Origin of the sequence: Paenibacillus sp. FSL W8-0919, from assembly GCF_038003785.1 — a bacterium.
GTDB classification, from domain to species: Bacteria; Bacillota; Bacilli; order Paenibacillales; family Paenibacillaceae; genus Paenibacillus_AQ; species Paenibacillus_AQ lactis.
On sequence record NZ_JBBOPV010000001.1, the window covers coordinates 2,074,256 to 2,088,265 of the forward strand.

The 14,010-nt window shown below is 53.8% G+C and carries 12 protein-coding genes; 10 read left to right on the forward strand and 2 right to left on the reverse strand.

The features are described 5' to 3' along the window. The first annotated feature begins 34 nt into the window (after window positions 1-34). The 5 genes from deoB (at window position 35) to NST44_RS09060 (ending at window position 6,208) form a co-directional block, all read left to right on the forward strand. Entirely contained in the window at window positions 35-1,219 is a 1,185-nt protein-coding gene (deoB, locus tag NST44_RS09040; RefSeq protein WP_340898973.1) for a phosphopentomutase, read from the forward strand. A 19-nt stretch (window positions 1,220-1,238) separates the two neighbouring features. After that, complete coding sequence (deoD, locus tag NST44_RS09045; protein ID WP_007131765.1) at window positions 1,239-1,946, forward strand: purine-nucleoside phosphorylase; 708 nt, start codon at window positions 1,239-1,241, stop codon at window positions 1,944-1,946. Between the two features lie 202 nt (window positions 1,947-2,148). Further along, the gene (locus tag NST44_RS09050; protein ID WP_340898977.1) at window positions 2,149-3,450 is read left to right on the forward strand and encodes a pyrimidine-nucleoside phosphorylase; all 1,302 of its coding nucleotides are present in this window, start codon (window positions 2,149-2,151) and stop codon (window positions 3,448-3,450) included. A gap of 605 nt (window positions 3,451-4,055) precedes the next feature. Then, a complete protein-coding gene (locus tag NST44_RS09055) occupies window positions 4,056-5,021 on the forward strand; it encodes an MraY family glycosyltransferase (RefSeq protein WP_028405059.1) in 966 nt (321 codons plus the stop codon). A gap of 320 nt (window positions 5,022-5,341) precedes the next feature. Continuing rightward, window positions 5,342-6,208: an SDR family oxidoreductase gene (locus NST44_RS09060; RefSeq protein WP_340898981.1), complete on the forward strand. Its 867-nt coding sequence runs from the start codon at window positions 5,342-5,344 to the stop codon at window positions 6,206-6,208. Window positions 6,209-6,310: 102 nt separating this feature from the next. On the opposite strand, the gene murQ is transcribed toward NST44_RS09060, so the two are convergent. After that, entirely contained in the window at window positions 6,311-7,228 is a 918-nt protein-coding gene (gene murQ, locus NST44_RS09065; RefSeq protein WP_007131761.1) for an N-acetylmuramic acid 6-phosphate etherase, read from the reverse strand. Between the two features lie 235 nt (window positions 7,229-7,463). Further along, window positions 7,464-8,408 carry a BadF/BadG/BcrA/BcrD ATPase family protein gene (locus NST44_RS09070; protein WP_340898982.1) on the reverse strand — a complete coding sequence of 315 codons (945 nt, stop codon included), beginning with the start codon at window positions 8,406-8,408 and terminating at the stop codon, window positions 7,464-7,466. A gap of 225 nt (window positions 8,409-8,633) precedes the next feature. Between NST44_RS09070 and NST44_RS09075 the strand changes: the two genes are divergently transcribed. The 5 genes from NST44_RS09075 (at window position 8,634) to NST44_RS09095 (ending at window position 13,999) form a co-directional block, all read left to right on the forward strand. Then, window positions 8,634-9,470, forward strand: a complete 837-nt coding sequence (locus tag NST44_RS09075; protein WP_007131758.1) for a MurR/RpiR family transcriptional regulator — start codon at window positions 8,634-8,636, stop codon at window positions 9,468-9,470. Between the two features lie 48 nt (window positions 9,471-9,518). Further along, window positions 9,519-10,916 carry an ABC transporter substrate-binding protein gene (locus NST44_RS09080; protein ID WP_340898985.1) on the forward strand — a complete coding sequence of 466 codons (1,398 nt, stop codon included), beginning with the start codon at window positions 9,519-9,521 and terminating at the stop codon, window positions 10,914-10,916. A gap of 177 nt (window positions 10,917-11,093) precedes the next feature. Further along, window positions 11,094-12,011, forward strand: a complete 918-nt coding sequence (locus tag NST44_RS09085) for a carbohydrate ABC transporter permease (RefSeq protein WP_007131756.1) — start codon at window positions 11,094-11,096, stop codon at window positions 12,009-12,011. 33 nt (window positions 12,012-12,044) lie between these two features. Continuing rightward, the gene (locus tag NST44_RS09090) at window positions 12,045-12,878 is read left to right on the forward strand and encodes a carbohydrate ABC transporter permease (protein WP_007131755.1); all 834 of its coding nucleotides are present in this window, start codon (window positions 12,045-12,047) and stop codon (window positions 12,876-12,878) included. A 14-nt stretch (window positions 12,879-12,892) separates the two neighbouring features. After that, the gene (locus tag NST44_RS09095) at window positions 12,893-13,999 is read left to right on the forward strand and encodes an ABC transporter ATP-binding protein (RefSeq protein ID WP_340898989.1); all 1,107 of its coding nucleotides are present in this window, start codon (window positions 12,893-12,895) and stop codon (window positions 13,997-13,999) included. The last annotated feature ends 11 nt before the right edge of the window (window positions 14,000-14,010 follow it).

Sequence of the window (14,010 nt, forward strand, 5' to 3'; positions counted from 1 at the left end):
TGGAACATCAATTATGTTAAGGGGGAGCTTGGATATGGAACGTTTCAAACGAATTCACCTGATCGTGCTTGACTCCGTCGGGATCGGCGAAGCGCCGGATGCGGCCGACTTCGATGATGTCGGTTCCGATACGCTTGGTCATATCGCCCGGGAGTGCAAAGGACTGAACATGCCGAATATGGCTTCGCTCGGCCTGTCCAACATTCGTGAGATCGAAGGCATTCCCGCAGCCGATCAGCCGCGGGCATTTTATACCAAGATGCAGGAGGCTTCAAACGGCAAGGATACGATGACCGGCCACTGGGAGATCATGGGCCTGTACATCGATACCCCGTTCCGCGTGTTCCCGGAAGGGTTTCCGGATGAGATCATTCAGCGCATTGAGCAGAAAACCGGCCGCAAAGTGATCGGCAACAAACCGGCCAGCGGCACCGAAATCATTGCCGAGCTCGGCGAAGAGCATGTCAAGACCGGTGCTTTGATCATTTACACCTCCGCGGATTCCGTGCTCCAAATCGCCGCTCACGAGGACGTCGTTCCGCTTAAAGAGCTGTATGAAATCTGCGAATTTTGCCGCGAGATCACGCTGGAGGATCCTTATATGCTGGGCCGCATTATCGCCCGTCCGTTCGTCGGAGAGGCTGGCAGCTTCAAGCGCACCGCCAATCGTCATGACTATGCCCTTAAGCCGTTCGGCAGAACGACGATGAACGAGCTGAAGGATGCTGGCTTCGATGTGATCGCCCTCGGCAAAATCTCGGATATTTATGATGGCGAAGGCATCACCAAGGCCGTGCGGACGGTGTCCAATATGGACGGAATGGATAAAATGATCCAAACCATGGACGAGGAGTTTACCGGCCTCAGCTTCCTCAATCTGGTCGATTTCGATGCGGTGTACGGTCACCGCCGCGACCCGAAAGGTTACGGCCAGGCTCTGGAGGATTATGACAAGCGGCTTCCTGAAGTGTTCGATAAGATGACGGAGGAGGATCTGCTGATCATTACGGCCGATCACGGCAACGACCCGACCTATAAGGGAACGGACCACACGCGCGAATACGTGCCGCTTCTCGTATATTCGCCGCGCTTTGAACGGGGCGGGGAGCTGCCGCTTCGCCGTACCTTTGCCGATATCGGGGCTACCGTAGCGGACAACTTCGGCGTGAAGCTTCCGGACCACGGCACCAGCTTTTTGAACGAACTGCAAACCAATTGAATGAGTGGAGGAATGGGACATGAGTACACATATTGGAGCGAAACCGGGCGAGATTGCGGAATCCATCCTGCTGCCGGGGGACCCGCTGCGGGCTAAATACATCGCCGACACGTACCTGGAAGATGTGATCTGCTACAACGAAGTACGGGGGATGCTCGGATTTACGGGCACTTATAAAGGCAAACGCGTATCGGTACAAGGCACCGGCATGGGTGTGCCGTCGATTGCTATTTACGTGAACGAGCTGATCCGGGAGTACGGCGTCAAAAATCTGTTTCGGGTCGGTACTTGCGGCGCAATGCAGGAGCATGTCCACGTCCGCGACGTCATTCTCGCCCAGGCGGCATGCTCGGATTCCGGCATGAACCGCCACCACTTTAACGGCTACGATTATTCGCCGATTGCCAGCTTCCCGCTGCTGCTCGGAGCGTATGAGCGCGGAAAGGAAAAAGGGCTCAATATGCATGTCGGCAATATTTTTACATCGGATGTGTTCTACCGCGAGGACAAATCGGTCGTTGAGAAGCTGATGCAGCATGGCGTGCTTGGCGTGGAGATGGAGACGACGGCGCTCTACACGATTGCCGCAAGATACGGCGTCAATGCCTTGACGATTCTGACGGTAAGCGACCATCTGCTGACTGGGGAAGAGACGTCCTCCGAGGAGCGCCAAACGACGTTTAACGACATGATGGAAGTCGCGCTGGATACGGCGATATCCTTATAAATAAGGCCCGAGGCAAGGGGAAGACAGCTTTAAAGCCAAGGGCGCGCCGTAACGAGGCTGCAGCACGATGATCGCCGCAGATGCCCGGACGGCGCGCCTACGGTTTGGAACGGCACGGTATGCTGGTTTCGCTGCAATGCATACAGCGAGGCTGACGGATGAAGGAGTTACGATCATCGCATAAGAGTGAGGAGAATGTACGATGAGAATGGTTGATTTGATTGCGAAGAAACGCGACGGCAAGGAACTGACAACTGAAGAGATCAATTTCTTTATCGAAGGATACACGAAGGGAGATATTCCCGATTACCAGGTCAGCGCCATGAATATGGCGATTTATTTCCAAGACATGTCGGACCGGGAACGGGCCGATTTGACGATGGCGATGGTGAACTCCGGAGAAACGATTGATCTGTCCGCAATTGAGGGAATCAAGGTCGACAAGCACTCCACCGGTGGCGTCGGCGATACGACGACGCTTGTACTGGCACCGCTTGTAGCCGCACTGGATATCCCCGTGGCGAAGATGTCCGGGCGCGGGCTCGGCCATACCGGAGGCACGATTGACAAGCTGGAGTCGATTCCGGGCTTCCATGTGGAGATCAGCAAGGAAGAGTTTGTGAACCTGGTCAATCAGCATAAAATCGCGGTCATCGGGCAGACGGGGAACCTCACTCCGGCCGACAAGAAGCTGTATGCCCTTCGGGATGTCACGGCTACCGTCAATTCCATCCCGCTGATTGCAAGCTCGATCATGAGCAAGAAAATCGCTGCCGGCTCCGACGCCATCGTGCTGGATGTCAAGACCGGCGCGGGCGCCTTCATGAAAACGGTGGAGGATGCGAGGGAGCTGGCGCATGCCATGGTGAGCATCGGCAACAATGTCGGCCGCAAGACGATGGCGGTCATCTCGGACATGAGCCAGCCGCTGGGCGTTGCCATCGGCAATTCGCTGGAGGTGCAGGAGGCGATCTTGGCCCTTCGCGGCGAAGGGCCGAAGGATCTGGAGGAGCTGTGCCTTGCATTAGGCCGACAGATGGTCTATCTCGCCCGTAAGGCGGAGTCGCTGGAAGAGGCGGAGGAGATGCTGAGAGAGGTCATCCGCAACGGCAAAGCGCTGGAGAAGTTCAAGGAATTCATCCAGAACCAGGGCGGTGACCCGTCCGTGGTGGATGATCCGGACCGGCTGCCGAAGGCGAAGTATCTGATCGAGCTTCCGGCTCAGCGGGACGGCGTCGTGGCCGAGCTCGTCGCGGACGAAATCGGCACGGCGGCAATGTGGCTCGGCGCCGGACGCGCGACGAAGGAATCCGAGATCGATCTGGCTGTCGGCCTGATGCTTAACAAGAAGGTCGGCGATACGGTCAAGAAGGGCGAATCGCTCGTGACGATCCACGCGAACCGCGAAGACGTGGAAGACGTGAAGCAGAAGCTGTATGAGAGCATCCGGATTGACGATCATGCCGATGCACCGGTTCTGGTGTACGACATTGTAACGGAATAATCGGGATTGCTCGAGCCGTTCGGGTGCACTGCGCTTGGTAACGACAGCCATTCGGTGATGCCGGGCTAGCGATTACCTTCATTTAACGGAAGAACAAGCAAGCTTATGCCTGTCCCTTGATGCGCAAGAGAAGGGGCGGGCTTTTTGTGCATGAAAAAAGGGTCATATTTCAGCTGATACCCCTCATAGAATGATAATGGGGAAAGGTAAAGCAACGCTTATGGGAGAGGCAGATCGCCGGTCAAGAGCCAACCTTGGATGAGGGAGGCTTGTGCCATGACCATTGATCAGTTGATTGCTTTGCTTGGACTTATCATTATGATCATCGGGCTTGCGGTGAATAAGAAACAATCTTAGTCCGCCGGTTCGAAGGAGCTGTCGCCAGGCAGAGAGTTGCTGCGCTGGCGGCGGCTTTTTTTTTCATGTCCCTGTGTCTTGGCACGGAGGAATAACTGCGGCTGGGAAGGGAACCCTACCACAGAAATGAAAAATTTCATTGCATTTTCTTAAGAGAATCTTATGTCGATAGGTTGATAGAGTTGGACGAAAGTCATATACTGAGGTTGCAATGTTCTCCATCATTCATCATTTATTGGGAGGAAATCATGCTATATCTAACAGCGTTTGTCATATCGATGGTGCTGGTTCTCGTGCTGATTCCGCCGTTTCGGAAGCTGGCGATCAAAATTGACTTTGTGGACAAGCCAAGACCTGACTCCGAGCGGAAAATTCACCGCGAACCGATTCCGCTGACTGCGGGAATCGCCATTTTCATCGGATTTTTCATTACGTATTTTGCACTGACCGGTACGATCTCCAGGGAAGCGGTGGGGATTTTTATCGGGAGCGTCCTGATTCTCGGCATCGGGCTTGTCGATGACTGGTACAAATCGCAGGGGAAAGAGCTCGCCTCCCTGCCGAAGCTGATCGTTCAAATCTCCGCCGCCGTCATTGTATACAGCTACGGCATCCAATTCGAGGGCTTCAACAACCCGTTCACCGGCCATTACATCAACCTGCCAGAATGGCTGCAGCTGATTTTGACGATCTTCTGGATCTTCGGCGTTACGACGGTTATTAATTTCTCGGACGGCATTGACGGTCTAGCCGGCGGGCTGTCCGCCATTTCGGGCGGAACGCTGTTTGTTGTCGCCATGACGATGGGACAGAGCGAATCCGCTTTGCTGGCTGTAATTTTGGTGGGCGCCGCGCTCGGATACCTGCGCTATAACAAGCCGCCAGCCCGGGTGTTTATGGGGGATGCGGGCGCTACCTTCCTCGGATTCATCCTCGGCATTATCGCCTTGGACGGGGCATTCAAGGGAGCGACGCTGGCTTCGTTGTTCATCCCGATCTTTGCCCTGGGCGTTCCGATCATCGATAACGTGATCGTCGTTATTCGCAGAATGCTGCAGTCGAAGCCGATCTACCAGGCGGATGCCTCGCAGGCGCACTATCGCCTGCTCGCAACCGGGCTTAACCAGAAGCAGACGCTGGTTTTCCTCTGCCTTCTGAATCTGTGCTTCGGCCTTACGGCGATCATCCTGGCTTTGAATGAAGCCGGTGCCTAGGCGCATAACAGCGACCAAGCATAAGAGCAGCGAATAGGTCATATAACATTCCAAGAATCTCGTCTCCAAAGCTGGCGGCGGGATTTTTTTAGATATCCGAAGGTATAAGCATCGTCGGATCTGCAGCCTGATATAGCAGGAACTACCGTTAAACGCGGTCTGCCTTCTTTGAGAGCGCGTCGATAGACGTTTTTCTTTTACGCTATCAAAGATACGAAGCCAATACGCCCGTCAGAAGCAGATAGTATTGAACGGTACGAAACTAACCTGCTGTTAAGATCAGGCGATCAGGCCTATTGAACGAAGGAGGGGAAACAAGGATGAGCGATATGTCAGGGAAAATAGCGATCATTACGGGGGCCAACTCGGGTATGGGGCTCGCATCCACGATTGCGCTTGCCCGTATGGGGGCGCATGTGATTATGGCTTGCCGAAGTCAGGCGAGAGGGGAGGCGGCGCTTGAGCAGGCGAAACAGGCATGTAACGGATGCGGTGACATCCGTCTGATGCAGCTTGATTTGGGTTCATTCTCAAGCATCCGGCAGTTCGCATCCGAGTACCAAGCACAGTATGACCGCCTTGACGTCCTGCTGAACAATGCGGGCGTCGTCACGATCAAACGGGAGACGACGGCCGACGGATATGAAGCGATGCTTGGGGTCAACCATCTGGGCCATTTTCTGCTCACGAACCTGCTTCTCGGTCCGTTGAAACAGGCGCAGCAGGGGAGGATCGTCAACGTATCCTCCGGCGCGCACAAAATCGGAAGAATTCATTGGGAGGATCCGAATCTGTCCAAAGGCTTTCATGTAGCGAAGGGGTATGCCCAGTCCAAGCTGGCTAATATCCTGTTTACGAAAGAGCTGGCGCGCCGCCTGTCCGGGACGGGGGTGACGGCCAATGCGCTTCATCCTGGCGCGGTCAGCACGAGCATCGGCGTAAACAGGGAGACGGGGTTCGGCAAGGCGGTGCATCGGGTGCTCCGGCCGTTCTTCCTTACGCCGGATGAAGGCGCCAAAACCGCAGTATATTTGGCTTCGGCTCCGGAGGTGGAGCAGGTGACGGGCGAATATTTCGTCAAGTGCAAGCCGGTTCAGACGGAGAAGGCCGGCGATCCGCAGCTTGCGGCTAGGCTGTGGGAATGGAGCGAGCGTCAGACGGGATTGACGGGACAGGATTCAATCTAAGACGAATAAACGGGGATCCTCAGATCATCATTGATCTGTAGGATCCCCGTTTATCGTTATAGTGGAATAGCTGACGGCTTAGGGCGATGCCCTGACCGGTTGTCAAGAGCCCTTGTGGGCTTTCAGATTGATGGCGCTGCGCACAAAACCGTTCGTGCCCTCGAGCAGCCTTGCTGCCTCTTCGGCATTCACGTTGGCCAGCAGCATGACGATGGCGGTTTTGACATGCGCTCCAGCCTCGAAGTAAGCCTTCTCTACGTCCTCGTCGGATGCGCCGGTAGCTAGCGTGATGATGCGCTTGGCGCGGTGTACAAGCTTGTTGTTGGATGGATTGAGATCGACCATCAGGTTTTTGTACACTTTGCCGATCCGGATCATGGCTGTTGTTGTCAGCATGTTGAGTATCAGCTTTTGCGAAGTGCCGGCTTTCATTCGAGTAGAGCCCATAATCACTTCCGGCCCGACGACGGCTTCAATCACGAAATCGGCATCCTGATGCATCGGCGAGTTATAGTTGTTGCAGAGGCCGATCACGACCGCCCCGAGCTTCTTGGCACGCCGCATAGCCCCGAGCACATAGGGAGTGCGGCCGCTGGCAGCGATGCCGATCACGACGTCTTTTTCATTGATGCCGTGCTCATTCATGTCCTGCTCGCCGAGCTCTTCGCTGTCCTCCGCTCCTTCGATCGCTTCCTTCACCGCTCGGAAACCTCCGGCGATAAGACCTTGCACCATCGACGGATCCGTCCCATAGGTTGGCGGGCACTCGGATGCGTCAAGAATACCGATCCGTCCGCTCGTTCCTGCACCGACGTAGAATAAACGGCCGCCGTTCTGAAAGGCTTCTACGATAAGATCAGCCGCCTTGGCGATGGTAGGGATCAGCTCCCGAATCGTGTCGGTGATCAGGCTGTCCTCATTATTAATCAGGGTCATAATTTCCTCTGAGCTCAACTGATCAATGTTCTGCGTATGTTCATGAGGCTGTTCGGTTGTCAATTGACTGAGAATGTTCGTCATGAGAGGTCTCCTTTTTGAAGAATTAAGAAAGCGTGCCGTGTGCGGCTGCTGTATCCGGGCATTTACCGTTTGCCGAACGAATAAACGTCGGGCAGAACCTTATGTAGGTGGTACAGCTGATCAGCTAAGTGGCAAGGGCAGCGGAGCTGCGCCGCCACTTCCTGTGCCACGTACTTTCTTAAGTCTAGAAATATGGACGGGGCCTGATAACGGTTACAACAATTCGCCTGGATCATTAGGCTCCGTCCTGGAATAGCCGGTATGCCAGCATGGCGGCACCGTGCGCCGGTGCTCGGTCGTGCGTTGCTTCCGGGAATTGCAGCCGCGGGTAGCGTTCCCGTATCGCCGTTCGATAAGCTTCCCGGAATACGCGTGAATGCTTGAAGATCGAACCGATGCACACCACATCACTTGCCACGAATTCATGGTGCTGCATGATGAGCGCGGAAGTCGTATCCGCGAGCTCGGCGGCCTGCGAGCGGAGAATGCCAAGAGCGGCGTGGTCTCCGGCTTCCGCAGCTTCAATACAGCAGCGGGCGAAGGAAGCGATGCTCTGCTTCGTTATGGCAGGCTGGTATATATATGATTTAAGATCGGCGATATGGCCCAGCGGATAAGCCTTCAGAATCAAGCTGCTCATCCGAGTTGGCGGCAGAATCCGCTCATGGCTTTTAATAACCGACTTCAAAGTCTGAAGCCCGATCTGATACCCGCTGCCCTCATCGCCGAGAATATGCCCCCAGCCGCCGACACGGTGGATGCTCCCGGATTTCGTAATCCCGTAAGTATTGGAGCCGGTTCCTGAAATGATCAGGATTCCGTATTGGCGCTCCAGTACAGCCATTAACGAAATCTCGGCTTCGGAGCGCATGTAAATACGCGGAGAGAGCTGCCGTTCCAGGAAATGCGATTCTAGAAACTGGTGAACCCGCTGCCGTTCCTCGTCCGAGCTTATACCTGACATACCAAGGCATATTGCCGAACATGAAGCTGACGAAAGATTGAGCGGCTTCATGAGGCCCTCGATCACCGTTTGAAGCTCTTTCATCGCCCCGTCAAAGGTAACGATATAAGGATTAGTGGAACCTCCAGTGAAACGGGAAAGGACTTGGCCGCTGGCGTTGATGGCTGTTGCATCAGTCTTTGTGCCACCGCCGTCGACTCCGATAAAAATTTCCATTTTGAACCACTTCGCTTTCTATATTCAGTATAGGAGAAAAAAGAGAGGTTGTAAAACAAAATTTTAAATTATGAATTAAGTATTGAAATATTATTTCACACAATTTATAATGAACTCAATCCGCTGATATTGAAAGCGATACCAGTCATGCTTTCGATCAAATCATGTCATTAAATGTTACATATCTTGTAGATCAGAGGATGAATCGTAAAAGGGGGGCAAAGGATGAACGGCGGATTGGTTCGATTGCGTGAGGTCTTTGAAACATTAAATCCGTCCGAGCGCAAAGTTGCAGCCTTCATTTTGCAGGAGCCGGCAGAGATGATACAGATGTCGGTCGCGGATCTGGCGGTTCGAAGCGGTTCAAGCCAAGCCGCGATTGTAAGGCTGTGCAAAACGATGGGCTTCAAAGGCTATCAGGATCTGAAGCTGAAGGTAGCTGGCGATTTGCAGGAGCCATTAGCCACCGGGTATCAGGATATTCGGCCCAATGACAGCATTTCTGCAATCATACAGAACGTCTCGAACAATAACATTCAATCGATTCGGGATACGATGAAGATTATGGAGGAAGGGAAGGTGGAAGAGGCCGTATCGGCCCTTGATCAGGCGAAGCGCATATTTATGTTTGGCGTAGGTGCTTCCAATCTGATCGGGATGGATGCCCAGCAGAAATTTTTGCGAATCAACAAGGTATGCATTTCGTTCCCGGACCCCCACGTTCAGCTGACATCGGCCGTAATGCTTACGCCCGAGGATGCAGCGGTATGCATATCTTACTCCGGTGAAACGAAGGAAGTGATCCGTGCAGCGAGCATCGCGAAGGAGAACGGATGCAGAACGATCGGCATTACCAAGTACGGGGATTCGACTTTAAGCCGATCGGTGGATATTCCGCTATATACCTCTTCAACGGAGAACGAAATTCGCAGCGGCGCAATGTCCTCTCGTATTACACAGCTTAATCTTATCGATATTTTATATCTTGGTGTCGCCAGCCGGAACTACGAGAGTTCGGTGAAGTATCTGGATCAGAGCCGGCAGGCCATCAAGCGGTTGTAGTTTTTCCGGCTTAACCACAAATATATTTTATGATAAGGGGAGTAGTACATGAAGAAGAAACGTTGGCTCACATTGTTGGCTTCATTAATGCTGGTCTTCACGGCAGCATGCGGAGGAGGGGGAGGAGGGACCAAGACGTCGGACGGCGGAACCTCCACCACGCCGGAAGGTAACGGAGAGGCCGCGCCGAAGCCTGATACGGTCGTCGTCTGGACTTATCCCGTTCACGGCAAATATGAAGAAGAATTGAAACAGCATGTGGCGGACCTGAAGGAGAAGTACCCTCACATTACGGTACAGACCGAAGTGCTGTCCTGGGCGGAGGGTCCGAAGAAATTCGACGTTGCCTTGAACGCCGGAAATCCGCCTGATTTGTACTTCCATGCGGTTGACGGAGCCTACGTGGACACCGGGCTCGCGCTGGAGCTTACCCCTTACATGACCGACGAGATTAAGAACGACTACCTGCCGGGCACATTGGAGCTCGGACAGATCCAAGGCAAGCAGTACGGCCTTCCGCTTTACCAGTCCCTCTGGGCATGGGGCGGCAACAAAAAGATCCTTGAGGAGGCCGGGATCGACTGGCAGTCCATTCAGGAAAACGGCTGGACCTGGAGCGAATTCAAGGAAGCTGCCGGCAAACTGACAACAAAGCTGCCAAACGGGAATACACGCTACGCATTGGTTACGGATGGAACATCCCTGGACTTCATGGAAATGCTGACCCGCAGCAACGGCATGCCTGACGTCCTGAACGATAAGGGCGAGTTCCAATGGAATGACGAGCGCATTCTGGATACGATGACCTTCGTTTCCGACCTGCTGAAAGCCGGCCATATGCCTGCGGAAACCGCGGCAATTACGCCTGCTAAACGGATGGACCTGTTCTATGCCGAAGAGGCGGCGATCGTATCCAAGGCGATTCCTTACTATGACGTTATGCTGCAAAACCGCGCGAAGGATATCGACAGCGGCACGGTTCAAGGCGAGAAGATCGAATTCGTTCTGCTGCCGGTGCCTCACAATGACGGTGCAGAACGCAAGACGTCCATGTTTGGCGAAGGCTACGTAGCTTTCAGACAGAAGAAGGATAAAGGAGAAGAGCACGCAAAGAATACGTTCCTGATCATGGAAGGACTCAGCGGCGCTAAGGCCGGTAATTCTGCCAACGAGCTGGTGCTGCCGTTCGTTCGTAAATCCCAGGCTGAGTATTTCGAGGGTAAAGGGCTGGGCTCCGAGTCGACGATCAAAGCTGCTGAAATCTTTGCGAACTTTAGAGACAATCCGGTAACCTTGAGCCTGAATGCGGAAGATTCCGCGAACCAGAAGAAATTCAAGGAGCAGGTCGTTAAGCCGAACATTCAAGCGCTGTTCTCTGGCGAGAAGACGCCGGAGCAAATCGCACAAGACTTCATTGACAAAGGCAAACAAATTTTAGGACAGTAATTTCAAGTAACCAGGGGGTGTCCCGTTGTCCTTATCAGGAGCGCGGCCACTCCCTTTTTAACCGCGATTGTAACCTTAGGTTCATATCCGGCGCTTTCCGGTAACCGGATGATACAAGCGGTACCCCAAGTATTGCCAAGTCAAAAATGTTCACCTGTGCGGAAGGAGGAAATTACCATGCAGACGGCCCCGGCTCAGTCTCGGCCGCCGCGGACCCCGATGAAGGGGTATATGCGCGAATACGGTTGGGCGTACTTATTCATCCTGGCCCCGGTTTTACTGTTTTTAATATTCACGCTGTATCCGGTCGCTTCCGCGTTTTTGATGAGCTTCCAGCAGTACAGCGTCATGGGCTCCGAATGGATCGGAACCGATAACTACACCCGAATGGTAAAGGACGAGGTGTTCTGGAAATCGATGTGGAATACGGTGCTGTTCACCGTTGGTACAGTACCGGTCAACATTATCATCACGTATGCCTTATCCTTTTTTATTTTCCAAATGAAGGATAAGTGGCAGACGTTCTTTAAAGCGACCATGTATCTTCCTGCCGTCGCTTCCGGCGTGACGATCTCCGTCGTGTGGCTGGCGATTTTCGATCCGACCCATGCCGGCCTGCTGAACCGCTTCATCGGCTTGTTCGGATTCGATCCTGTGATCTGGCTGGGAAAATCGGATACGGCGCTGTTCTCGCTCATCCTGATGAACTGGCTCGGCTCTCATGGCGCAGGCATTATCCTGTACCTTGCCGCCATGGGCGGCATTCCGAAATCGCTGTATGAAGCGGCGGATATCGACCATGCCAGCGGCTGGTCCAAATTCTGGCGCATCACCTGGCCGCTCATGAAGCCGACGACATTATATCTGCTCGTGACGGGCGTGATTACGTCCTTCCAGGTATTTATCTCGGTATATCTCATGACTCAGGGCGGACCGAACTTTGCAACGACGACGATTGCCTACTTGATCTACAACACGGCATTCAACTTCTACGAATTCGGGCTGGCATCCGCGCAATCCTTCGTTCTGGCGGCGCTCATCATCGTCATTTCGGTTATCCAGTTCAAGTATTTCTCATCCGACGTCGAATACTAACGACTTCGCTTATGCTAAAGAGGGGGTGCACCCATGAAATCAAGATCGAGAGTGATTTTGCTCGTCTCAGCCTCGGTCATCCTGGTCGTATGGAGCATTCTGACCATCATTCCGCTGTACTGGATGCTCATCGGATCGGTCCAGGACACCAAGTCGGCTGCTTCGTTTATTCCGCAAATGATTCCAGACGTGCTGTCCGTGGCCCCGTATGAACGTTTCTTCAGCAAAACAAACGTCATGAGATGGCTGTTCAACTCGCTGCTCATCTCCTCCATCCTGACGGTGACGAACGTGTTCCTTGCATCGCTCGCAGGTTATGCGTTCGCGAAGCTGAAGTTTCCGGGGAATAAGGCGGTCTTCTGGATTTTGCTCAGCACCATGATGATTCCGGCTCAGGTTACACTCATTCCGCTCTATATTTTGATGATTGACGTATTTGATCTCGGGAATACATATACGGCGATTCTTCTGCCGAGTATCGTGAGCGTAGGAAACATCTTCTTGATGAAGCAGTACATGTCATCGCTGCCGACCTCGCTTATTCACGCCGCGCGCATCGACGCCTGCGGAGAGTTCGGGATCTTCTGGAAGGTCATTCTGCCGATGGCAAAGCCCGGTCTCGCCGTTCTGGCGATCTTCACATTCGTGGCATCCTGGAACGATTTCTTCTGGCCTTTCCTCGTGACCAACACGACGGAAATGAGAACCATTCAGGTAGGTCTGGCTTCCTTCGTTTACGCGGACACCACGGATTTCGGCGCACTCATGGCTGGAGCAACCGTCGCGGCCTTGCCGATGATGATACTGTTCTTCTCGCTTCAGCGCTATTTCCTGCAAGGCATCACCATTGGAGCCGTTAAAGGCTAGAAGGAGGCAACGTTATGGCACGCGTAGAATTTCGGAACATCCGAAAAGAATTTGTAGACGATAACAAAGGAACCTTCACCGCGGTTGCGGGATCGAACTTTGTCATTGAAGATAAAGAATTCGTTGTATTCGTCGGCCCTTCCGGCTGCGGGAAAACGACCTCGCTGCGCATGATCGCGGGCTTGGAGCGGCAAACGTCCGGCGATATCATCATCGGTGATCGGGTCGTGAACAATTTGCATCCGAAGGATCGCGACATTGCGATGGTATTCCAGGATTATGCGCTGTATCCGCATATGACCATCCGCGAGAATCTGTCGTTCGGCTTGAAGAATTTGAAGAAGCCTAAAGCCTATATCGAGCAAAAGGTTGCCCAGGCCGCTTCGATTCTCGGACTCGAATCGATGATCGATCGCAAGCCGCGCGAGCTGTCCGGCGGACAGCGGCAGCGCGTGGCCGTGGGCCGGGCGATCGTCCGCGATCCGCAGGTGTTCCTGTTCGATGAGCCGCTGTCGAACCTCGACGCCAAGCTTCGCGTGCAGATGCGGGTCGAGCTGTCAGAGCTGCACAAGCGGCTTGAAGCGACGATCGTTTACGTCACGCACGATCAAGTAGAGGCGATGACGCTTGGGGAGCGCATCGTCGTCATGAACAACGGGATCATCCAGCAGATTGCCTCGCCGACGGAGCTGTACGCGAATCCGCAGAACATGTTCGTTGCGGGCTTTATCGGCTCCCCGCCGATGAACTTCATCGATGTGACGAAGGAAGGGAATGTGCTCCGGATGGAGGGCGGCTCGTTTACCATTCCTGACGCGATGGCGCGCGGCTTAAGCAAGTATGAGAACAAGCCTCTGATTCTCGGCGTTCGGCCGGAGCATATATCCGGCGAGGATTTGCCGGGAACGCCGAATCACGAGTACACGTATGCCGGAAAGATACAGGTCGTCGAGCATCTCGGCTCGGAGAATCTGGTATACTTCCGGATCGGCAACCGGACCGTAACGGCGAAGGTGCATCCGGAGACGACGGGTTACCCGGGCATGGACAAAACGTTTATTTTTAATTTCGACAAGGTGCATTTCTTCGATCCGGAGACGGAACAGCGTATCGATTGGTAAACAATCTGGAG